This is a genomic window from Micromonospora echinofusca, assembly GCF_900091445.1.
GTDB classification, from domain to species: Bacteria; Actinomycetota; Actinomycetes; order Mycobacteriales; family Micromonosporaceae; genus Micromonospora; species Micromonospora echinofusca.
In genome coordinates this window covers 6,676,636-6,697,625 of sequence record NZ_LT607733.1, presented here as the reverse complement: position 1 = coordinate 6,697,625, position 20,990 = coordinate 6,676,636, and the positions used below count along the sequence as shown (strand labels likewise).

At 75.1% G+C, this 20,990-nt stretch carries 15 protein-coding genes; 1 reads left to right on the top strand and 14 read right to left on the bottom strand.

The window, feature by feature from the left end; genetic code table 11:
- Window positions 1-37: 37 nt before the first annotated feature.
- Entirely contained in the window at window positions 38-1,645 is a 1,608-nt protein-coding gene (locus tag GA0070610_RS28920) for an FAD-binding oxidoreductase (RefSeq protein WP_197697780.1), read from the bottom strand.
- Window positions 1,646-1,793: 148 nt separating this feature from the next.
- A complete protein-coding gene (locus tag GA0070610_RS28915) occupies window positions 1,794-3,119 on the bottom strand; it encodes an FAD-dependent oxidoreductase (protein ID WP_089002958.1) in 1,326 nt (441 codons plus the stop codon).
- 289 nt (window positions 3,120-3,408) lie between these two features.
- Between GA0070610_RS28915 and GA0070610_RS28910 the strand changes: the two genes are divergently transcribed.
- Entirely contained in the window at window positions 3,409-4,716 is a 1,308-nt protein-coding gene (locus GA0070610_RS28910) for a 3-deoxy-7-phosphoheptulonate synthase (RefSeq protein ID WP_089002957.1), read from the top strand.
- A 14-nt stretch (window positions 4,717-4,730) separates the two neighbouring features.
- Here GA0070610_RS28910 and GA0070610_RS28905 read toward each other — a convergent pair whose 3' ends face one another.
- The 12 genes from GA0070610_RS28905 to GA0070610_RS28850 are packed head-to-tail and all read right to left on the bottom strand — an operon-like array spanning window position 4,731 to window position 20,966.
- Complete coding sequence (locus tag GA0070610_RS28905; protein ID WP_197697779.1) at window positions 4,731-5,501, bottom strand: thioesterase II family protein; 771 nt, start codon at window positions 5,499-5,501, stop codon at window positions 4,731-4,733.
- Window positions 5,498-6,562, bottom strand: coding sequence for an HAD-IIIC family phosphatase (locus GA0070610_RS28900; protein WP_089002956.1), 1,065 nt, complete (start codon window positions 6,560-6,562; stop codon window positions 5,498-5,500). Before GA0070610_RS28900 ends, GA0070610_RS28905 begins: the two co-directional genes overlap by 4 nt.
- Window positions 6,559-7,746, bottom strand: a complete 1,188-nt coding sequence (locus GA0070610_RS28895; protein ID WP_089002955.1) for an acyl-CoA dehydrogenase family protein — start codon at window positions 7,744-7,746, stop codon at window positions 6,559-6,561. Before GA0070610_RS28895 ends, GA0070610_RS28900 begins: the two co-directional genes overlap by 4 nt.
- On the bottom strand, window positions 7,743-7,991 hold the full coding sequence (locus GA0070610_RS28890) for an acyl carrier protein (protein WP_089002954.1): 249 nt from the start codon (window positions 7,989-7,991) through the stop codon (window positions 7,743-7,745). The genes GA0070610_RS28895 and GA0070610_RS28890 overlap by 4 nt, the downstream gene beginning before the upstream one ends.
- A complete protein-coding gene (locus tag GA0070610_RS28885) occupies window positions 7,991-8,881 on the bottom strand; it encodes a 3-hydroxyacyl-CoA dehydrogenase family protein (RefSeq protein WP_089002953.1) in 891 nt (296 codons plus the stop codon). The genes GA0070610_RS28890 and GA0070610_RS28885 overlap by 1 nt, the downstream gene beginning before the upstream one ends.
- Before the next feature lie 3 nt (window positions 8,882-8,884).
- Window positions 8,885-14,407 carry a type I polyketide synthase gene (locus tag GA0070610_RS28880; protein ID WP_089002952.1) on the bottom strand — a complete coding sequence of 1,841 codons (5,523 nt, stop codon included), beginning with the start codon at window positions 14,405-14,407 and terminating at the stop codon, window positions 8,885-8,887.
- A complete protein-coding gene (locus tag GA0070610_RS28875) occupies window positions 14,407-16,299 on the bottom strand; it encodes a non-ribosomal peptide synthetase (RefSeq protein ID WP_157747268.1) in 1,893 nt (630 codons plus the stop codon). The genes GA0070610_RS28880 and GA0070610_RS28875 overlap by 1 nt, the downstream gene beginning before the upstream one ends.
- Entirely contained in the window at window positions 16,290-16,994 is a 705-nt protein-coding gene (locus tag GA0070610_RS28870; RefSeq protein WP_089002951.1) for a 4-hydroxy-tetrahydrodipicolinate reductase, read from the bottom strand. The genes GA0070610_RS28875 and GA0070610_RS28870 overlap by 10 nt, the downstream gene beginning before the upstream one ends.
- A 1-nt stretch (window position 16,995) precedes the next feature.
- Complete coding sequence (locus GA0070610_RS28865; RefSeq protein WP_089002950.1) at window positions 16,996-17,976, bottom strand: hypothetical protein; 981 nt, start codon at window positions 17,974-17,976, stop codon at window positions 16,996-16,998.
- Complete coding sequence (locus GA0070610_RS28860) at window positions 17,973-18,266, bottom strand: hypothetical protein (protein WP_144082282.1); 294 nt, start codon at window positions 18,264-18,266, stop codon at window positions 17,973-17,975. The genes GA0070610_RS28865 and GA0070610_RS28860 overlap by 4 nt, the downstream gene beginning before the upstream one ends.
- A gap of 17 nt (window positions 18,267-18,283) precedes the next feature.
- A complete protein-coding gene (locus GA0070610_RS28855; protein ID WP_089002948.1) occupies window positions 18,284-19,774 on the bottom strand; it encodes a class I adenylate-forming enzyme family protein in 1,491 nt (496 codons plus the stop codon).
- Window positions 19,767-20,966 carry an acyl-CoA dehydrogenase family protein gene (locus GA0070610_RS28850; protein WP_089002947.1) on the bottom strand — a complete coding sequence of 400 codons (1,200 nt, stop codon included), beginning with the start codon at window positions 20,964-20,966 and terminating at the stop codon, window positions 19,767-19,769. Before GA0070610_RS28850 ends, GA0070610_RS28855 begins: the two co-directional genes overlap by 8 nt.
- Between the last annotated feature and the right edge of the window lie 24 nt (window positions 20,967-20,990).

Here is a 20,990-nt window from a genome sequence, read left to right as displayed (position 1 = left end):
TCGCGACCGGCCCGCTCGGCGTACGTGCCCCGGCGGCTCAGCCGGCCAGCGGCTCGATGGACAAGGGGTGCCGGAAGACGTCGTTCGGGTCGTACCTGGCCTTGATGCGCTGTAGGCGGGGATAGCTCTGCTTGTAGTAGAGGGTGCTCCACGGCACGCCGGACCGGTTCCAGGCCGGGTCCCGGCTGTCGATGTCCGGATAGTTGATGTAGCAGCCGTCGTAGCGGTCGTTGGACACCGGCATCCCGCCGGTGTCGGCGAAGACCCGCTGGTAGAAGCGGCGCACCCAGTCCACCGACTCCTCGTCGTCCGCGGCGTCCGGCCAGGAGGCCGAGAACCAGAGCTTCAGGATGGAGTCGCGCTGCGGAACCGCGGTGGCGTTCGGCCCCACCGCGTTGACCTGGCCCCCGTATCCGGCGAAGTAGACCAGGCACTGCCCCTTGTAGGCCGGATCCCGCAGGCCCCGGTACAGCTCCACGATCTGCCGCTCGGCCAGCGGTTTGCGCAGGTAGCCGCCCTTGGACTTGGTGCGCGGCGGAATGGTCTGCGGGTACTCCAGCGTCGCGTTGGCCAGCCACAGGTCGTCCGTCGTGTTGACCTGCGGGGTGACGCCGACTCCCGCCGACACGGCGGCGACGTACTCGTCGAGCGCCTTCCGCGCGTCGGGCATGGTGGCGTCCGTGCGGATCTCCAGGAAGATGAACTGTTCCTTCTCGGTGTTCAGGTGCAGCGCGCTGTGCAGCCCCTCGTACGGGTCGCCGGGGGCGCTGTGGGCGGCGTGCCACGCGTTGTGATTCTTCACCAGCCGGACGAAGCCCTCCTGGGTCAGCCCGTCCCACGGGTAGGAGACCCAGGTCATGAGGAGGGTCGGCGGCGGCGTCGGCAGCAGCTTGCCCGGGTCGTCGCCGGTGGCGCCGGGCGTACGGAACAGGTATTTGGTGACGATCCCGAAGTTGCCCCCGCCACCGCCGGTGTGCGCCCACCACAGCTCGCGGTGCGGGTCGTCCGGACGGGAGGTGGCCACGATGGTCCGGGCCCGGCCCGACCGGTCGACCACGACCACCTCCACCCCGTAGAGATGGTCGACGGAGAGCCCGAACTTGCGCGACAGCGGCCCGTACCCGCCGCCGACGATGTGGCCGCCGACGCCCACCGGCGGGCAGACGCCGGCCGGCACGGTGACCTTCCAGCCGAGGTAGAGCTGCTCGTACATCTGGCCGAGGGTGGCGCCGCACTCCACGACGAACGCCCGGTGCCGCCGGTCGTACCAGGTCTGGTTCATGGCCGACACGTCGACCAGCACCCGGAACGCGGAGTCCCCGACCAGGTTGTCCAGGCAGTGGCCGCCGCTGCGGACGGTGATGCGCTCGCCCCGGCCGACCGCCTGCTCGACCGCCGCGCGGACCTGCTCGGCGGTGTAGGTGAGGTGGACCGTCTCCGGGGACGAGATGAACCGGGGGTTGAAAGAGCGCAGCATGAGCTGCGCGTACCGCGGGTCGTCGCGGTGGATGACGACCTGCGGGTCGACCGCGGTGCCCGGGGCGCCGGCGGCCTGGGCGGGCGTGGCGCCCAGGCCGGCGAGGCCGACGGTGGCACCGGATATCGCGGCAGTCGAGCCGATGAGCTGCCGACGTGACATGACCATGGGTGCACCTACCATCTGCGGAGGTTCAGCCGATCCAAAGGCGACGATCGCTATTCGTGCCTATGGTTCGCGACAGCAGACGGGCGTGCATCTTTTCGATTGCCGTTTTGCCGATTGCCGATTTCTTTTACGTGGGAATCCCGTGGCCTCAGTCGCCGGCGACGGCCCGTTCGGTCGGTCGGACCGGGACCGGCGCCACGCCCCGCGACTGGGTTAGGACCCGCCACACCATGCCCGGGCGCATCAGGTGCGTCGGCGGGTCGACCAGGCCGGCCACCCGCATGAAGGTACGCGTCACCGCGCCGTCGCGGACCGCGGCGGCCTGGAGACGGGCCATGTACGCGTTGGCCATCCGGACCTTCGGCGGGCGGGGCCCGACCACCCCCGGGAAGCTCAGGTCCCCACCGGCGGAGATGTCCCAGGGCACGTCGACCACCCGGGCGGCGTCCCGGAAGAAGGCCGCCGGGCGGGGCACCGGACCGGCCCGTAGGTGCTCGCGCAGCGTCAGCGCCTCCAGCGCCGCCACCGTCATGCCCTGGCCGTACACCGGGTTGAAGCTGCACAGCGCGTCGCCGAGGACCAGGAGGCCGGCCGGGAAGCGGTCGAGACGCTCGTAGTGCCGGCGCACGCTGGCCGGGTAGCGGAACGAGACCGGGTCGTCCAGCGGTTCGGCGTCGCGGATGACATCGAAGATGTCCGGCACCGGGAGGGACCGGACGAAGTCCAGGAAGCCCCGCTCGTCCGCCGGGGGGTGGTCGCCAAGCACGCCGGTCAGCGACAGCACGCTCCGGCCGTCCTGGATCCGGGAGAAGAACGCCCCGCGAGGGTGCGAGGGGGTGGAGACCGGGTTGATCGACAGGTCGCCGTGCAGGATGCTCTCGTCGCGCAGCCGGTAGTGCCGGGTGGTGTACGCCAGGTCGATCGGGATGCGGGTCTCCGCCGGTCGCTGGTAGCCCAACTCGGCCAGCCAGACCGGCGTACGGGAACCCCGCCCGGTGGCGTCCACCACCAGATCGGCGTGGATCACCTCGTCGGAGGCGGCATCGCGCGGGCGCACCCGGACGCCGGTGACCCGGTCGCGGTCCTCGGTGGCGACCGGACCGACGATGTCGCAGCCGCCGCGCAGCCGGACCCCGGGCAGCGCGGCGACCGCGTCGCGCACCTGGGCCTCGAGCAGGGGCCGGGACGCCGAGACGCAGATCAGTCCGGTGCTCGCCCGGCGCAGCGGCCTGCCGTTGAAGAACCAGCGCAACTCGCCCAGGTCACCGGTGGGTACGCCGGCGGCGACCGCCCGCCCGGTGAAACCCGGGAACAGTGTCTCCAGGATCTGTTGGCCCCGGGCGAGCAGGCCGTGCACGTGCCGGCCCTGCGGCACGCCCCGGCGGGCGTCGCTGCCGGTCAACTCGTCCCGGTCGACGATGACCACCTCGTCGTATGCGTCGGCGAGCACCCGGGCGGCGAGCAGGCCCGCCATGCTCCCGCCCAGCACGACCGCCCGTGATCCCGGATCTACCGTCACGACTGCCTCCTCGGTGTCTCCTGGCGACGGGCCGGTGGTACGGCACGGCCGGACCGCCCCTGACCACCCGACGGTGGCACCCGCCGTACCGGCCACGCACCTTCCGGATTGCGCGTGCGCCGCCTGACCCGCCGGCCACCCGGCACCAGCACCGGACTGCGCATTCTCGGAGATCTCCCCGCGTCCGGCGAGCGGCCATCCTGGACGGACGGACACGGGGGAGGGGTCGTCGGAGGGAGACGGTATGAGACCGCCGGGCCTGCTACGGCGCTGGCCGCCGACCGCCTGGCCGGCGCCGGAGGTCAGCCGGAACGTCGAGGGCGACGGGCTCGACGGCTGGCGGGGCCTGCCCGGGGCGCAGCGACCACCCTGGCCCGACGAGGCGGAGCTGGCCGACGCGATGCGGCTCCTCGGCACCCTGCCGCCACTCGTCACGCCGGCCGAGGTCGACGAGCTGCGCGACCGGCTGGCCGTCGCCGCCGAGGGGCGCGCGTTCCTGCTACAGGGCGGCGACCCGGTGGAGTCCTTCGCCGACAACACCGAGGCGCGGCTGGTCGCCAACGCCGCGACCCTCGCCCAGATGGCCCTGGTCCTGGCGTACGGCGGCTCGATGCCGGTGGTCAGTGTCGCTCGGGCCGCCGGCGGGTACGCCCGCCCGGCGGCCACGCTGACGGACCGCACCGGACTGCCGAGCTGGTGGGGCGACCTGGTCAACGGCCGCGCGCCGGTGCGGGAAGCCCGTGTCCCCGACCCACGCCGGCTCATCCTGGCGTACGCCAACGCGGCCGGCGCCATGAACGTACTGCGCGCCCACCTCACCGGCGACCTGGCCGACCTCCAGTCGGTGCACCGCTGGCAGCAGGGCCTGCTGGACGGCGCCGATCCGGCCACGCCGCACCTCGACGCCGCCCGGCAGATCGGCCGCGCCATGGCGTTCCTGCGGGCGTCCGGGGTGCCGGACGCCGCGGCGCGCCCGCACGCCCGCCTCTACAGCTCGCACGACGCCCTGGTGCTGGAGTACGAGCGGCCGCTGATCCGGGCCGCCCGGGGCGGCAGGTACGGTCTCTCCGGTCACCTGCTGGGCCTCGGCGAGCAGGTCCGCCGCCTCGACGGCGCGCACGTGGACCTCGTCGCCCGGATCGCCAACCCGGTGACGGTGACCCTGGGGCCGGACACCCTGCCCGAGTCGGCCGTCGAACTTTGCGAACGGCTCAACCCGGACAACGTCGCCGGCCGGCTCACCCTCACCTGCCGGCTCGGCTCCGGCCGGGTCGAGGAGAGCCTCCCCCCGATCGTGGAGAAGATGACCGCTGCCGGGCACCGGGTGCTCTGGCAGTGCGATCCGATGGCGGCCCCCGGTACACCGTTCAGCCGCGTCCTCGACAGCGTGCGCGGCTACTTCGCGGTGCACCGGGCCCTGGGCACCCACCCGGGCGGGCTCCGCGTGGCGCTCGACGGCGATCGGCCGGGCGCGGCAGCCGGCGGCCGGGGACTCGGCCGGGACCGAGCGCTCGACCTGGCGTACCAGGTCGCGGAGCTGCTGGCCGGCTGAGCCAGGCCGGTAGCTCAGCCGACCAGCGACTCCCGCACCACCCGCAGCAGCTCGTCGCGGTGCTCACGCAGGTAGAAGTGGCCGCCGTCGAAGAGGCGCAGCCGGAACGGACCGGTCGTGTGCCGCTGCCAGGCAGTCAGCGCCCGCGGCGACGCCTCGGGATCGTCCCGGCCGCCCAGCGCGGTGACCGGGCAGTCCAGCAGCGGGCCGGGGCGGTGCACGTGCCCGTCGTTGACGGCGAAGTCGGCCCGCAGCACCGGCAGGACCAGCCGCATCAGCCGGGCGTCGGCGAGCACCTGTGCCGGGGTGCCGCCGATCTGCCGGACCCGGTCGATCAACTGGTCGTCGGGGAGCAGGTGCGCGCGCGGCCACGGCCGGGGAAGGTGCGGTGCCGGCCGGGCGGAGACGAACAGGTGGGCCGGCGCCCGGCGACGCCGCGCGGCCAGCCGGCGCGCGAACTCGAACGCGACGAGGGCGCCCATGCTGTGCCCGAAGAGCGCGAACGGCTCGTCCAGCAGCCCGCCGAGGCTCGCCTCGACGGCGGAGACGAGGGTCCGTACGTCCTGGAAGGGCCGCTGCCCGAAGCGTGCCTCCCGGCCGGGTAGCTGGACCGCGCAGACCTCGATGTCCGGCCCGGTTCCCGCCGGCCAGGAGGCGAAGACCGAGGCGCCCCCGCCGGCGTACGGGAAGCAGACGAGCCGCAGCGCGGCCCCGGGGAGCGGCCGGGGACGGACCAGGCCCACCTCCCGCGCCGCGCCCGCGGCGGCGTCCGCGCCAGCCGTCACGGCGTCTCCACCCGCAGGTGGCCGGGGAGCGGCGGCACGTCAGAGAGGTCGCACTCGAGGCGCACCCGCTCGCCGTCGCGGCCGATCTCCCGGAACCGGTTCATCCGGTAGGTGACGTGCATCATCCGGTTACGGCCGTTCGGCACGAACTCGGCGAGCAGCCGTACGCCCGAGTCGCGGGCCAGGCGGCGCAGGAACGTGATGACCACGCCGCCCACTCCCCGGGACATCACCCGGCAGGACATCAGCAGCAACTTGATCGTCCACGCCGAACCCTCCTGCTCGATCAGGGTGAGCCCGATGGTGCCGTACGGGCCGAACCGGTCGGACAGCCGCGCCACGTAGAGCCGGTGCCGGGGCGAGGTGCGGAACGCGTCGAGCTGCGCCCGCGAGTAGGTGTAGCCGGTGGTGTTGAGCTGGTGCGTACGGACGGTCAGCTCCTCGGCCCGCAGCAGGTCGTCCGGCCCGGCCTCGGCGATCGTCAGGTGCATCCCCAGGCTGGCCAGGAACTCCTCGGTCGGCCCGTCGAAGCGGCTCTCCACCTGCTGGCGTGCCAGGTCGGCCCGGTACATCTCGCGGCGCTGGCGGGCGTCCGCGGTGACCACCTCGGGGGTCAGCTCGGGGCGGTCGGCGAGGGTGGCCGCCTCCGCCGCGTCGATGCAGCGAACCTCGGGCAGCATGTGACCGACCTCGGCCCGCTCGAAGTCGTCGTCGTCGACGAAGGCCAGCGCGTCCAGGCCGATGTTGAGCGCCTCGGCGACGGCCCGCACGGAGGTCGACTTGGCGCCCCAGCCGATCTGGGGATGCAGGAAGTACTCGGCCACGCCCAGCCGGCGCAGCGCCGCCAGCGCGGCGTCCGGGTCGTTGCGGCTGGCCACGGAGTGCAGGACGCCGCGTTCGTCGAGCACCCGCAGCACCTCGGCGACGCCCGGGCGCAACCGCACCTCGCCGTCCTCGAGCAGCACGCCGTCCCAGAGCGTGTGGTCGAGGTCCCAGACGACACACTTGATCATTCCGCCGGCCGGCGCCTCCGCTTGCGACCGTGCGTCCTCAGCGTTCATCGGATCAGTCCCTCCGCACCCTGGCGGGGCTGCGCGTCACCCGCCGACCGGGGCCGTAGCTGGTACGCCGACTCCGCGATGGTGATCTGCTGGAGCTGCGTGCTGCCCTCGATGATTTCCATGACCTTCGCGTCGCGCAGGTACCGCTGCACCGGATACGCGTCGCCGATGCCGCGCGAGCCGTGGATCTGCACCGCGTCGTCGGCCGCGCGCACGGCGGCGGTGGAGGCGAAGTACTTGGCCAGCCAGGTCGCGTGCACCGAGGCCGGGTCGCCGCTCTCGCGCAGCCAGCCGGCCTGCTGGCAGAGCAGCCGGGCCGCGCTGGTCCCGGTCACCATGTCGGCCAGCATGCGTTGCACGAGCTGGTGGCGACGCAGCGGCTGGCCGAACTGTTCCCGGGTGTCCGCGTAGGCCAGGGACGCCCGCACGCACGCCTCCGCCAGCCCGACGCAGCCCCACGCGACGCTGTAGCGCCCCAGTTCCAGGGCGCTCGCGGCCACCGCGGACAGCCCGAAACCCGGCCGCCCCACGAGGTTCTCCGCCGGGACGCGGCAGTCCTCCAGCCGCAGCTCGGCGAGCATCGAGGCGCGGGTGCCGAGCGCGCCGGTCTGCGGCACCACCGTCAGCCCGCTGCGCTGCCGCTCCACGAGGAAGGCCGCCGGCCGGCCGGCCAACCGGGCGAAGACCAGGAAGAGGTCGGCGTACTGGCCGAAGGTGATCCAGTGCTTGTGCCCGTCCAGCGCGTACCCTCCGGGCACCGACCGGGCCTCGGCGGACAGCCCCGCCAGGTCGCTGCCCGCGCCGGGCTCGGTCACCGCGAACGCGCCCAGGCACGCCCCCCGGGCCAGCTCCGGCAGCCAGCGGGCGCGCTGCTCCGGGCGGCCCCACCGCAGCAGTGCGTACGACACCATGCCGTGCACGGTGAGCAGGCTGCGCACGGAGGAACAGGCCCGGCCGACCTCCTCGTGCAGCAGCCCGAAGCTGATCGCGTCGAGCCCGGCGCCGCCGTACTCGGCGGGGATCACCGCACCGAGGTGCCCCGCCTCCGCGAGGCGGTGCACGACGGCGCGGGGCAACTCCTGCGCGCGGTCCCAGCCGCCGGCGTACGGCACCAGGTCGTCGTCGGCGAACGCCGCGAACCGCTCCCACGCCCGTTGCTGGTCGGCGGTGAGCTGGACCCTCATCCGCGTACCGTCGCAGTCCGACGCCCGACCAACGCCACGATGGCGTCGATGCTGCTGAAGTTCTCCAGTTCCAGGTCCTCGTCCGCCACCGGGCAGTCCAGCTCGCTCTCGACGAACAGCACGAGCTGCATGACGAACAGCGAGTTGACGTCCCCGGCGGCGAAGATGTTCTCGTCGTCGGCGATCTCCCGGTCCCGGACGTACCGGGCGAGGAACGCGCGGACCTGCCGTCGAATGTTCTCCATCATCCTCGCCTCTCCGCTGGCGCCGGCCGGTCGCCGGCACCGGCGTAGGAGTAGAAGCCCGCACCGCTCTTGCGGCCGTGCAGGCCGGCCTGCACCATCCGGCGCAGCAGCGGGCAGGGTCGGTACTTGCTGTCGGCGAACGCCTCGTGCAGCCCCTCGATGGACTGGACGATGGTGTCCAGGCCGATCAGGTCGGCGGTCTCCAACGGGCCCATCCGGTGCCCGAAGCAGCCACGGAAGAGCCGGTCGATCTCCGCGGCGTCGGCGACCCGCTCCTGGAGCAGGAAGGCCGCCTCGTTGATCGTCAGCATGAGCACCCGGTTGCTGACGAAGCCCGGCGAGTCGGCCACCACCACGGCCTCCTTGCCCAGCCGCTCCAGCAGGGAGCGACCGCGAGCGACGGTCTCGTCGCTGGTGTGGTGCCCCCGGATCACCTCGACCATGGGTCGCAGCGGCACCGGGTTCATGAAGTGCATGCCCAGCACCGCCTGCGGCCGGCGGGTCAGGCCACCGAGAGCCGTGATCGCGATGACGGAGGTGTTCGCCGCCAGCACCGTGTCCGGCCGGCACACCTCGTCCAGCCGCTCGTACACCGGCTGTTTGACGGCCCAGTCCTCGGTGACGTTCTCGATGACGAAGTCGACCTCGGCGAGGGCGTCCAGGTCGGTGTGCCAGCTGATCCGCTCCAGCACCGCCGTCCGGTTCCCGCCGGTTCCCGCGAGCAGCCGCCGCAGGCGTACCCCGTCCCCGATCTCCCGCCGGGCCCGGTCCAGGATCTCGGTGCTCAGGTCCACCAGCACCACCGACAGCCCGGCCTCCGCCAGGGCCTGCGACACCCCGGTTCCCATCACGCCGGCGCCCACCACGCCGACCGTCTCGATGTCACCCATCGGTCATCCTCCTCGGCTCTCGGTCAGTACGGCCGGGCCGGCCGGCGCCGGCTCCCGGCGGAGCACGTCGGCCAACTCGGCGACGGTGCGCGCCTCGAACAGCACGCTCAGCGGCACGCTCAGCCCCAGCTCGCGGCCGATCCGGTTGACCATCTCCAGCCCGAGCAGGGAGTGCCCGCCCAGCTCGAAGAAGTCGTCGTCGACCCCGACCTGCTCCACGCCGAGCAGGTCGTGCCAGATGTCGACAAGGCGCGCCTCCACCGCGTCGCCGGGCGCCCGGTACGGCGTGCCCAGCGCCGGTCGGGGGTGCGCCGGTGGCCGCTGCGCCACCGCCTCGGCCCCCCGGCGACCGGCGATGTCGGCGAACACCGCGTCGAGGTCCTTGGCCACCACCGCCACCTGCGGGCCGACGTCGGCGGCGAGCAGCCGGCGGAAGGCGTCGGCGCCCTCGGCAGGCCGCAGGCCGGTGGCGAGGTGCGCGCCGAGCAGCCCCGCGCCCCCGACCGTCGGGGGGCCCGGGAGCCGGAACCCGCCGATCTCCGGGCCGCTGCCGGTACGGGCGGCGTCCAAGGTCCGCCGCAGGTCGGCGACCCGCTTCAGGACGAAGTCGTCGATCCGCACGAGCACCCGCCCGGCAGCGTCGTAGAGGGTGATCTGGGCGGTGGACGTCTCCCGGTCCGGCCGGTCGTCCTCCCGGTACACGTGGTGGCTGAACACGCGCCGGGGCAGGGGTCGCCAGCACCGCAGCCGCCCGTACGAGATCGGGATGCGGAACGTCTCGGCCAGGTGGGTTCCCACGAAGCCGGCGGCCAGGTCCATCAGCGACGGGTGCAGCTGCATCCGGACGAGGTCGTCGGCGTACCGGTCGGGCAGGACCAGCTCGGCCAGCGCCTCCCGCTCGCCCTGCCACACCCGGTGCAGGCACCGGGAGCGCCCGCCGAAGCCCATCAGCTCGACCGGCTCGGGCCGGCCGAGGTCCCGCAGCCGGCCGTCGGCGATGAGCCGCTCGACGGGCCGGTCCGGTGGCGGGTCGTCGGTCAGCGCCGCCACCTGGCCGGTGGCGTGCACCTGCCAGGTCGGCCCGTGCGCGGTCCCCGCCCGTGGGTGCGGGCTGGCCACGGTGAACCCGACCGGCTCGCCCGCCCCGTCGAGGACCACCCGCAGCTCCCGCCGGCCCGCCCGGCCCAGCACGGCCGGGGTGTGGAACCGCACGTCCGACAGGACGACCGGGCCCGCACCGGCGAAGTCGGCGTACGCCGCGCGTGCCAGCTCCAGGTGGCCGGTACCGGGCACCACCGCGTCGCCGAGCATCCGGTGCTCGTCCACCAGCCAGGAGTCGGTGGCGTCCACGGTCGCCTCGTACACGGCGTGCCCGTCGGCGGGCTCGCCACGGGTGTGCAGCAGCGGATGGTCCACCGGCCGCGTCGGCCCGGCGACCGGCTCGGTGCCGGCGAGGTGCCGCTGCGCCATCCCGACCTCCTGCCAGGCGTCCCAGTTGACCGACACGACCTTGGGTCCGGGCCGGTCGGCGGCGTGCTGGGCGAGGGCGTCGAGGAAGGCGTTCGCGGCCACGTAGTCGACCTGCCCGATCCCGCCGCTCAGCGACAGCGTGGAGGAGCACAGCACCACCGTGCGGGCACCGATGCGCCGGGCCAGGTCCACCACGGCGAGCCCACCCCGCAGCTTGGGCGCCAGCACCCGGGCCGCGACAGCCGGCTCCTTGAGCTGGAGCAGGCCACCACCGGCCACCCCGGCGGCGTGCACCACCGTGTGCACCGGGCCGAGCGCGGCGACCGCGCGTCGTGCCGCCTCCTGGAGCTGGCCCGGGTCGGTGACGTCGGCGGTCAGCACCGCCACCCGGGCGCCGAGGCGCTCCAGCTCGCGGACGGCCCGGATCCGCTCGGCCGTCGCGTCCGTGGGGCGGCTGGCCAGCCACTCGTCCCACCGCTGCCGGGGCGGCAGCGCGGTACGGGACAGCAGGGCCAGGCCGGCGTTCTCGGTCCGGGCCAGTTCACGGGCGATGGACAGGCCGATCCCACCCAGCCCGCCGGTCACCAGGTAGCCGCCGCCGGGGGCGCGGTCGGGTGCCGGGGGCAGCGGCACCGTCGGGTAGGTCGGGCCGAAACGGTGCCGCCCGCGCAGGACGACGGTGGTCGGGCCGGCCGGGTCGCACAGTTCCTCGTGGAGCGTGGCGGCGACCTCCGCCGGCTCGCCGCCGGCCAGGGTGACGTCGAGCGCGCGGCACCGCAGGTGCGGATGTTCCAGCGGAAGCACCAGGCACACGCCGAGCGCCGTCGCGGCCAGCGGCGACCCGGTCTCCGTGCCGGTCACCCGGCGCAGGTCGGCGGTGACCACGGTGAGGTCCACCAGTTCGTCGCCGGGACGGCCGGCGAGCGCCCGGGCGAGCGGGAGCAGGCTGCCGAAACCCCGCTCGGTGGCGTCCCGTTCGCCGGTGTCCGGGCCGATGCCGACCGTCCACAGGTGCACGATCCGGTCCGGCCGCCGACCGGTCCGGGCCAGCTCGGCGAGGAGTTCCGGATAGTCCCCGTCCGCCGCCGGCATCGCGTACCGGTCGTCGGCGATCCGCCGCAGCCGGGGGCCGTCGTGGTCGGCGCGCCGCACCACGGTCACCGAGTCGGCGGCCGGCGCCACCCGGGCGGCGAGGGCCGCGCCGAGACCCTCGTCGTCGACGAGGAGCAGCCAGTGCCCGGTGCTCGTCGCGGCGTCGCGCCTCGCGCGTGGCGGCAGCATCCGCCAGGCCGGCACCTGGAAGAAGTCCGCCACGTCGCGGCGGCGGGTCAGCGCGGGCGTCGCCTGATGGGGCCGCGACCCGGCCGGCACCGCCGCCCAGTGCCGCCGGCGCTGGAAGGGATACGTGGGCAGCGGCACCCGGCGTGGCGGACGGGCCGCCGGGACGGGTGGGGTAAGCGCCACCCCCGCCGACCAGAGCCGGCCGGCGGCCCGCAGGAAGTGGGCGGGCTCGGAGTCCCGGTCGAAGACGCCCGGCAGGCTCGACACCGTCGGCGCGGGCACCGGGGTGGCTGCGGGGCGCGCCTGCGCGGCGAGGCTGCCCAGGGCCTGCCCCGGGCCCAGCTCGACGAGCATCCGGTCGGGATCCCGGCACAGCTCGGCGACACCGTCGGCGAACCGGACGGGCCGGCGCAGGTGGGCCACCCAGAATTCCGGGTCGGTGGCCTCGTCGCCGGTGACCCAGGTGCCGGTCACGTTGGACACGTACGGCACGGTCGGTGGGCGCCGGGCCACCGAGGCGACCAGGTCGCCGAACTCCTCGGCGACCGGATCCATCAGTGGGGTGTGGAAGGCGTGGCTGGTGGGCAGCCGCCGCACGGCCCGGCCAGCGGCGAGCAGGCGCCGCTCGACCTCGGCCACCGCGTCCGGCGCGCCGGCCAGCACGCACAGGGTCGGACCGTTGACCGCCGCCACGTGCACCCCGGGCACCAGGTCGGCCACGACCTCGGTCTCGGCGGCCGGTACGGCGAGCATCGCACCGACCGGCAGCCGGTCGATGAGCTGCGCCCGGCGCACCACGAGGCCCAACGCGTCGGGCAGCGTGAACACGCCGGCCAGGCAGGCCGCCACGTACTCGCCGAGGCTGTAGCCGATCAACACGGCGGGCTGTACGCCGTGGGCGGCCCACAGGCGGGCCAGCGCGTAGCCGACGACGAAGGCGGCCGGCTGGGCGTAGCGGGTGCGGTGCAGCGGGTCCGGTTCCCCGCCGCCCCCGGGTGCGCCGCGCCCCAGCAGCCGCCGCAGGTCCGCCGGGCCGGCCGCCGGCGCGCCCGACGTGGGGTGCAGCAGGGCCCGAACGTCCCGGCCGAGCAGCGGCGCGAGCAACTCGGCGCACTCGTCGACGGCGGAGCGGTAGGCCGGCTGGGTGCGATACAGCTCGTACCCGAGCCCTCGGCGCTGGTCGCCCACCCCCGGTACCAGGAACGCGACGTCCGGCCGGGCGTCGCCTGGCGCGCCGGTGACCACCCGGCGCGGATCGCGGGCGGTGAGCGCGGCGGCGGCCTCCGCCGGGTCGGCGGCGACCACGACCCGCCGGTGGCCGAAGGGATGCCGTCCCTGCCAGAGGGTGTGCGCCACCGCCGCGAGGTCCGTCTCGGCACGCTCGGCGAGGTACGCGGCGAGCGCGTCGGTCCGCTCCTCCAACGCCGGGGCGCTGCGGGCGGAGAGCGTGAGCAGCCGGGGGCCCGGCGGAGCCGGTGACGGCGGCGGGGCCGCCGGCGCCTCCTCCAGCACCACATGGGCACCGGTGCCGCCCATGCCGAAGGAGCTGACCCCGGCCCGGCGGGGATGGTCGCGCCGGGGGAAGGCGGTCAGCCGGGTGCTCACCACGAAGGGGGTCGCCCCGAAGTCGATGGCACGGTTCGGCCGTTCGTGGTGCAGGCTGGGCGGGATCTGCCCGTGCCGCAGCGCCTGCACCGCCTTGATCAGTCCGGCGACGCCGGCCGCCGCATGGGTGTGCCCGATGTTGGTCTTGACCGAGCCGATCGCGCAGCCGTCCGCGCCGGCCGGGCCGAACACCCGGGTCAGCGCCTCGACCTCGATCGGGTCGCCCAGGCGGGTGGCGCTGCCGTGCGCCTCGACGTAGCCGACCGTCGCCGGGTCCACCTCGGCCGCCGCGTACGCGGCGGCGATCACCCGGGCCTGCCCCGCCACGCCGGGGGCCGTGAAGCCGGCACGCTCGCCGCCGTCGTTGCCGATGGCCGAGCCGCGGATCACCGCGTACACGGTGTCGCCGTCGGCGAGCGCGTCCTCCAGCCGCTTGAGCACCACGACACCGACACCGTTGCCGGGCACGGTGCCCTCGGCGGCGTCGTCGAAGGCCCGGCAGTGCCCGTCGGAGGAGAAGATCCCGCCCGGCTGGTACGGGTAACCCACCACCTGCTCGGCGCGGACGGTGGCGCCACCGGCCAGCGCCAGGTCGCAGGAGCCGGCGAGCAGCGCCTGCGCGGCCTGGTGCACCGCCACCAGCGAGGTCGAGCACGCGGTCTGGACGGTCACCGCCGGTCCGGTCAGGTTCAGCTTGTACGCCAGCCGGGTCGCCACGTAGTCCTTCTCGTTGGCGATGTTGCGGGCGAACTGCTCCGCCACGTCGTCCGTCGGTGGCAGCAGCGGCAGGTAGGAGTTGTAGTAGGTACCGGCGTAGACGCCCACCGGCCCGTCGACCCGGTCCGGGTCGTAGCCGGCGTCCTCCAGGGCAGTCCAGGCGCACTCCAGCAGGACCCGCTGCTGCGGATCCATGAGGTCCGCCTCCTTCGGGTTGATGCCGAAGAACTCGGCGTCGAACCGGTCGCTGTCCGGCAGCACCGCCTGCGCCCGGACGTACCCGGGGTCGGCGAGCGCCTGGTCGGGCACCCCGGCGTCGGCCAGCTCCGCCGCGTCGAAGTGGCTGATCGACTCGACGCCGTCGCGCAGGTTGCGCCAGAACTGCTCCGGGTTGTCGGCGCCCGGGAAGCGGCAGGCCATCCCGATGATCGCGATCTCCAGGCCGGTCGCCATCAGCCGGCCTCCCCTGCCGGTGCGGCGGCGCCGTGGCCGCGCCGCTGGCGCAGCAGCCGGTCGCGGCCGTCGTGCCGCCGGCGCTGCTCGGCGACCGGCGGCGGGTCGGCCCCGCCGTCCCCGCTCAGGTGCGTGGCGAGCCCGCGTACGGTCGGGTGCATCAGCAGCACCGGCACGGGCACCTCCCGGCCCAGCTCGACGCGGAGCCGCTCGGCGACCTGGGCGAGCCGCAGCGAGTCGCCGCCGAGGTCGAAGAAGTTCTCGGTGGCGCCGGGCCGGTCGGTTCCGAGCACGGCGGCCCAGATCGCGGCGATCCGGCGCTCCAGGTCGGTGCCCGTGGCCACCGCCGGCCCGCGCCCGGCCGGGGTGTGCCGCTCGGTGAGCCGCAGCCGCTGCACCTTGCCGACGGCGTTGCGGGGCAGGGAGGCCACCACGAAGACGCGGCCGGGAACCTTGTGTGCGATCAGCCGCCGCGCGGCGAACTCCCGCACCTCCTGCTCGCGTACGCTCGCCCCGGCACGGGGCACCACCGCCACCGCCACGTCCTCCCCCAGCGTCGGATGGGGCAGGGCGAAGGCAGCGGCCTCGGCGAGATCGGGATGCCCGGCGAGGGCCTGGTCCACCTCGGCGGGCGACACCTTCGAGCCGCCCCGGTTGATGATCTCCTTGACCCGGCCGACCACGTACAGGTAGCCGTCCTCGTCGAGGTGGCCGTAGTCGCCGGTACGCAGCCAGCCGTCCGCGAACGCCGTGGCGTTGGCCGCCGGGTCGTCGGCGTACCCGGCGGTGACGTTGGCGCCGCGGATCGCTATCTCGCCGGGGGTGCCCACCGGCACCGGACGACCCGCCGGGTCGAGCACCCGGACCGGCTCGCCCACCGGCAGCCCGACCGACCCGCGCCGGCGCTCGCCCGGGGGCAGCGGGTTGCAGGTCACCAGGGAGGCCGCCTCGGTCATCCCGTACCCCTCGACCACCGGCGCGGCGAACAGCCCTTCCAGCTGGTCCAGCACGGTGTCCGGCAGGGGGGCGGAGGCCGAGCGGACGAAGCGCAGCCGGGCGGCCGGCCGCCGACCGGTGCTCGCGGCGGCGTCCAGCACCGCCCGGTGCATGGCGGGGACGGCCGTGTACCAGGTGGGCGAGAACTCGTCGAGCTGGTCGAAGAACGCGGCGGCGTCGAAGCCGGGCGGGCAGACCACCGACGCCCCCCGGACGAGGCTGGCGAGCAGGGTGCTGGTCAGGCCGTGCGCGTGGAACAGCGGCATCACGTTCAGGCAGCGGTCGGTCGGCGCCAGCCGCAACGCCCCGGCCGTGTTGCGGGCCGCCGTGAGCAGGTTGGTGTGGGTGAGCGGCACCATCCGGGGCCGGGCGATCGTGCCGGAGGTGAACAGCAGCAGGGCGACGTCGTCCGGGTGTCCGGGCCGGTCGGCCGCCGGCCGGTCGACGGCCTGCCCGACCAGCGTCCCGACGCCCGCCGGCTCGCCCGGACGGGTCACCAGTTCCAGGGTCCGGACCCCCAGTTCGCGTGCCGCGGCGGTGGCGGCGGTGCCGGCCGCGCCGGCCGGCACCACCACCGCGCGGGCGGCGGTGCGGTGGAGGTAGTCGGCGAACTCCTCCGCCGAGTGCGCCGGGTTGAGCGGCACGCACCGGGCCTGCCCGGCGACGGCGAGGAAGGTGGTGGCCAGGGCGGGCCCCGAGGGCAGGGCCAGCGCCACCGCGTCCGCCGGGCCGACACCCAGCTCGCGCAACCGTTCGCCGGTGGCCCGCACCTGCTGGGCGAGGGCGGCGAAGGACAGGTCGGGTCGGCCGGGGGCGCACAGGGCCACCCCGTCCGGGCGCTCCTTGGCCAGGCTCACGACCAGTTCCCGCAGGTGGTGCGATGGGGTCAGCCGCACAGCGCGTCCTCCAGACTGTAGAGGCCAGGGGCGGCCCGGCCGGCGAATCGGACTGCCGCGAGCACGCCGGGGACGAAGGCCGACCGCTCGTTGACCCGGTGTGCGAGTTCGATCTGTTCCCCCGCGCCGCCGGCGAGCAGCCGGTGCTCGCTGACGGCGTCACCGAACCGCAGCGAGGAGATCGGCGGGGCGGCCCTGGTGGCGCCCCAGGCCCGGGCCAGGGCCGACGCGGTCGCGCTGGGGGCGTCCACCTTGCGGGCATGGTGCACGTCCACGACGGCGGCGTCCCACCTGTCGTCCAAGGTCTGGGCGAGTTCGCCGACGAAGCGGCGCAGCAGCGCCATGACCGCACTGAAGTTCGCCGCCTGAAGGACGGGCCGTCGCCGTGCCACCCGGCGCAGTAGCGCCTGGTCCGTCCCGGTGAGGCCGCTCGTACCGACGACGAGCGCGCACGGGGTGTCCTCGGCGGCCCGCAGCAGCCGGACGGTGCCGGCCCGGTGGGTGAAGTCGACCACCACGGCGGGCGCGGCGGGTAGCGCGGCGAGCGAGGTGAACACGCCGTCGGCCGGCGGTGCCGCCGGGTCGCGCAGGCAGAGCCGGCCGGCCAGGGCCAGGTCGGTGGTGTCCCGGACGGCCCCGGCGAGCAGGTTCGCCATCCGGCCGTTGCGTCCGCACACGACGGTGGGCAGGGCCATCTCAGCTCCGCCCCGCCAGCAGGCCCATCCGGCGCGCCAGCTCACCCTCGACCATCCGCCGCCCACCGAACGCGGCCTGGACCGCCACCCGCCAGGCGGGGTCCGCGGCGGCGCCGCCCGGCACGCCCAACCCGGTGGCGAAGTCGGCGGCGACCTGCGCGGTGCGGTGGGTGAGGGTGGCGCAGGCGGTGAGCACCGCCACGACGGCGGTGCCGCCGGCCTCCCCGCCGCGCAGCCGGGGCCCGAAGCGGGCGGCGGAGGACAACAGCGCCAACTCGATGTCCAGCCGGGTCAGCTCGTGGGCGAGGTACTGCGAGGCGGCGAGCACCCCGACGGCCGGGTCGGCCAGTTCCCGCCGCAGCTGCGCCACCGTCGCCGCGGCGTGCGCCGCGGCGACCGGGGCGTACGCCCAGGCGTAGGCGTCGACGACGGCCAGCAGCGGGCCCGTCGGGTGCCAGGAGACCGGCCCGGACACCAGCGCCGGGTCGACGGTCACGCCGGTCAGTTCGGCCCAGCCCCACCCGTCGGGGCCGGTGATCCGCACGCCCGGCTCGTCGTGCCGGAGAAGGCACAGCCGCGGGCCGTCCGCCGCCTCGGCGACGAGCAGCGCGGCCCCGGCCGGGCTGCCGTAGCGGTAGCGACCGTCGAGGACGAACCCGGCCGGGCCGGACCGGGCCCGGACCCCGGGCACGGGAAGGGCCAGCGTGGCGTCCGGGGTGAACAGGGCGAGGGCGCAGGGCAGATCGCCGGCGCGGACCGCGGCCACGGTCGGGTGTACGGCCCCGGCGAGGAGGTCCAGCAGCGGCCGCACCCCGCAGGCGTGTTCGAGCACCGCGAGGGCGTCCGGCAGGCCGACCCGCGGGCCGGCGGCGAGCACCGCCTCGGACACCTCCGCAGCCGGTGCGCCGACCGGCGCCAGCTCGGCCAGCAGGCGGCGGAGGGTGTCGCCGCGGGAGCTGCCGGCGAGGGTGGGGGCGTTCACGTCCGGTCCTGCCCGTCGACGACGCCGGCCGACCGGATGAGCCCGACGATCCCGTCCACCTGGGACAGTGCCTCGGCGTCGCGTTCCGGGTCGACCACCACGTGGAACTGCCGGTCCAGGGCCTCGATGAGGTTGATGTACGCGATCGAGTTGACCCCGGCCACGTCCAGCGACCCGCCGCAGCCGCGCAGGTCGTCCACCGACACCGCCCGCCCGGTGGCCAGGACGACCAGCGACTCCACCTGTTCCCGCAGCCCGGGATCGCCGGTCCGCACGTCCATTCCGGTCATCCTGTCCTCCTTCACGCTCACGACCGGATCCCGTGGTCCGGTCGGTCCGCCGATTCGGCGACGACGGCGCGCAGGTCGGTGAGGCGCACCTTCCCCGTCGACGAGCGCGGGATCTCCGTCACGAAACTGATCCGCTGCGGCACCTTGTACGCGGCCAGCCGGTCCCGGCACCCGGCGACCAGCCCCGCGCGGCCGAGCGGCGGGCGGCCCACCACCGCCAGGTGCAGCAGCACCTGGTCGTCCGCGCCGGTGTCGGCGAAGACCACCGCGTCCCGCACCCCGTCGAGTTCCCGGACCGCCTCCTCGATCTCGCGGGGATCCACCTTGCGGCCGGCCAGGTTGATCGGCCCGGCCAACCGTCCGGTGATGAACAGCCGCCCCTCCTCGACGTGGCCGAGGTCGCCGGTGGCGTAGTAGCCCTCCGCGTCGATGCGGCTCTCCAGCAGGCCGGGAGCGTTGAGGTAGCGGCTGGCCATCGAGCTGGTGCGCAGGTGCACCTCCGACCGCCCGGCCGAACGGGAGCGGGTGCGCAGCACCACCCCGGGCAGCGGCGTGCCCAGACCCTGCCGGTACGCGGGGTCCCGCTCGAAGGTGCAGGGGCCCGCCTCGGCGACGCCGTAGTAGTCGGCGATCCGTACCCCGTACTGCTTCTCGAAGCGGGCGCGTACCCCCGTGGGAAGCTCCGCCCCGGCCGAGACGGCCACGTCGAGGCCGGCGAAGCGGGCCGCGGCGAGTTCGGCGTCCGCCAGCATCCGGTAGACGAACGGGAAGGCGACCAGCCGGGTGGCACGTGAGTCGGCCAGCGCCCGGACGATCCTCGCCGAGGTGGGCAGTCCCGGATGCACGGCCAGCTCGGCGCCGACCAGGAAGCTCGACAGCAGCGACGTGTTGAACGCCAGCCCGTTGGTGAAGGCGGCGAGGCACAGGATCCGGTCCGCCGCGTCGAGCCCGGTGCCGGCGACCCAGTTGCGGGCCGCGCTGTGCACCGCGAACCCGGAGAACTCCAGGCACTTGGGCACGCCGGTGGTGCCGGAGGTGAACCGGCAGACGGCGGTGTCCGGGAGCAGGGCCGGCACGTCCCCGTCGGCGGGCACGGTGACCAGCGCGTGCGTGCTGCCTTCGAGCGGCACCGCCGAGCTGGGCGCCAGCGGGAACTCCGCCGCCGACCCGGCCTCCACCAGGTAGGCGGTGACCCCGCAGCCGGACCGGATGGCGGTCAGCTCACGTTCGCCGAACGCCCGGTCGATCAGCACCGGCACCCGGCCGCTGAACACGACCGCGAAGTAGGACAGCAGGTAGTCGACGCTGTTGTGGGCGTACACCGCCACGCGGTCGGGGTCCGGGCCGGCGCGCCCGGCGAGGGCGTCGTCGAGGACGGCGGCCAGCCGCGACGACTGGTCGGCCACCTCCCGGTAGGTGAGTACCGCGGCGCCCTGCCTCAGCGCCGGCCGGTCGGCGAAGCGGGCACACGCCGCTCGGACGGTGACGTCGAGCCGGTGCTCAGACATGGCCGGCCGCCGATGCGGTGCCGACCGGTGCGGCCGTCGGGCGCGGGGTGCCGGCCAGTTCGGCCCGGCACGCGAAGCTGTGGTTGGCGAGGGTCAGCATCGTGGTCTGGCTACCGCCGGCCATCCGCAGCCCGCGCAACTGGGCGAGGTCACGCAGGGACGGGCTGCCCCACATGTAGCCGGCGCCGCCTTCCAGGTCGCAGCAGAGCGTCGCCAGCGCGCTGGCCCGCTCGACGCAGAACCACTTCAGCTCGGCCACCTCCGGCACCGCCGGGGCCGGCCCGTCGACCCGGTCCAGCAGGTCGACCAGGCCGGCCGCCATGAGTTCCAGGTCGGCCCGCGCGGCGGCCAGCGCGTGCGCGTTGACCGGCCAGGCCGACAGCGCCCGTCCGCCGAGGCTGCGCCGGGTGGTGTGCCGGCCGATGTGGTCGAGCAGCCGCCGGTGGATCAGGTACGCGTCGGCCGCGATCAGGTAGCGCATCCGCGTCATCACCCGGTTCCAGCGCAGAAGCTGGGCGACGCCGCCCCGGGACAACACGTGCGCCGCCGGAACCCGGACGTCGGCGAAGTCGATCCGGGCCGAGTCCACCGACCGGGTGCCGAGCTTGTCGTACACCGTGCCGACCCGCACGCCCGGCCGGTCCTTCTCCACCAGCACGAGGGCCGGCGTGTCGTCCAGCCGGACGGTGACGAAGCAGAGCCCGGCGATCGCACCGTTGACGACGTACCGCTTGGACCCGCGGACGACCACCTCGTCGCCCTCGCGGCGGGCCGTGGTCGGCTCCTCGGCGGACGGGTCGGTGTCGCACTGGCAGGCCACCAGCGTGCCGTCGAGCAGCCGGGGCAGGTACCGGTCCCGCAGCTCGGGCACGGCGTCCGCCAGCCAGTACGCCGCCACGTCGTTGTGCACGTGCATGCCGAGCAGGACACCGGCGTCCGCCAGCGGGGCCATCGCCTCGCCGAGCAGCAGGCTGCCCAGCAGGCCCAGCCCCCGGCCGCCGAGCGCGGTCGGCAGGGCCACCCCGAGCAGGCCGGCGGCGGCGATGTCGCGCCAGGCGCGCGGGGTCAGCGGTCCGTCGGGGCCGTCCCGCCAGCCGGCGAGCCGTTCCGGCGTGAACAGCTCACCGGCGACGCGGGCCAGGTCGTGGTGCGCCGGGGTCAGCCGTGCCGCGAGGACGGTGTCGGTCACCATGGGTCGCTCACTTCGTACTCCGAT

Bases quoted from the DNA above. Each gene is read 5' to 3' on its own strand.
- GA0070610_RS28920 (WP_197697780.1), bottom strand. From the start codon at position 1,645: ATGGTCATGTCACGTCGGCAGCTCATCGGCTCGACTGCCGCGATATCC.
- GA0070610_RS28915 (WP_089002958.1), bottom strand. From the start codon at position 3,119: ATGGCGGGCCTGCTCGCCGCCCGGGTGCTCGCCGACGCATACGACGAG.
- GA0070610_RS28910 (WP_089002957.1), top strand. From the start codon at position 3,409: ATGAGACCGCCGGGCCTGCTACGGCGCTGGCCGCCGACCGCCTGGCCG.
- GA0070610_RS28900 (WP_089002956.1), bottom strand. From the start codon at position 6,562: ATGAACGCTGAGGACGCACGGTCGCAAGCGGAGGCGCCGGCCGGCGGA.
- GA0070610_RS28895 (WP_089002955.1), bottom strand. From the start codon at position 7,746: ATGAGGGTCCAGCTCACCGCCGACCAGCAACGGGCGTGGGAGCGGTTC.
- GA0070610_RS28890 (WP_089002954.1), bottom strand. From the start codon at position 7,991: ATGGAGAACATTCGACGGCAGGTCCGCGCGTTCCTCGCCCGGTACGTC.
- GA0070610_RS28885 (WP_089002953.1), bottom strand. From the start codon at position 8,881: ATGGGTGACATCGAGACGGTCGGCGTGGTGGGCGCCGGCGTGATGGGA.
- GA0070610_RS28880 (WP_089002952.1), bottom strand. From the start codon at position 14,407: ATGGCGACCGGCCTGGAGATCGCGATCATCGGGATGGCCTGCCGCTTC.
- GA0070610_RS28870 (WP_089002951.1), bottom strand. From the start codon at position 16,994: ATGGCCCTGCCCACCGTCGTGTGCGGACGCAACGGCCGGATGGCGAAC.
- GA0070610_RS28860 (WP_144082282.1), bottom strand. From the start codon at position 18,266: ATGACCGGAATGGACGTGCGGACCGGCGATCCCGGGCTGCGGGAACAG.
- GA0070610_RS28855 (WP_089002948.1), bottom strand. From the start codon at position 19,774: ATGTCTGAGCACCGGCTCGACGTCACCGTCCGAGCGGCGTGTGCCCGC.
- GA0070610_RS28850 (WP_089002947.1), bottom strand. From the start codon at position 20,966: ATGGTGACCGACACCGTCCTCGCGGCACGGCTGACCCCGGCGCACCAC.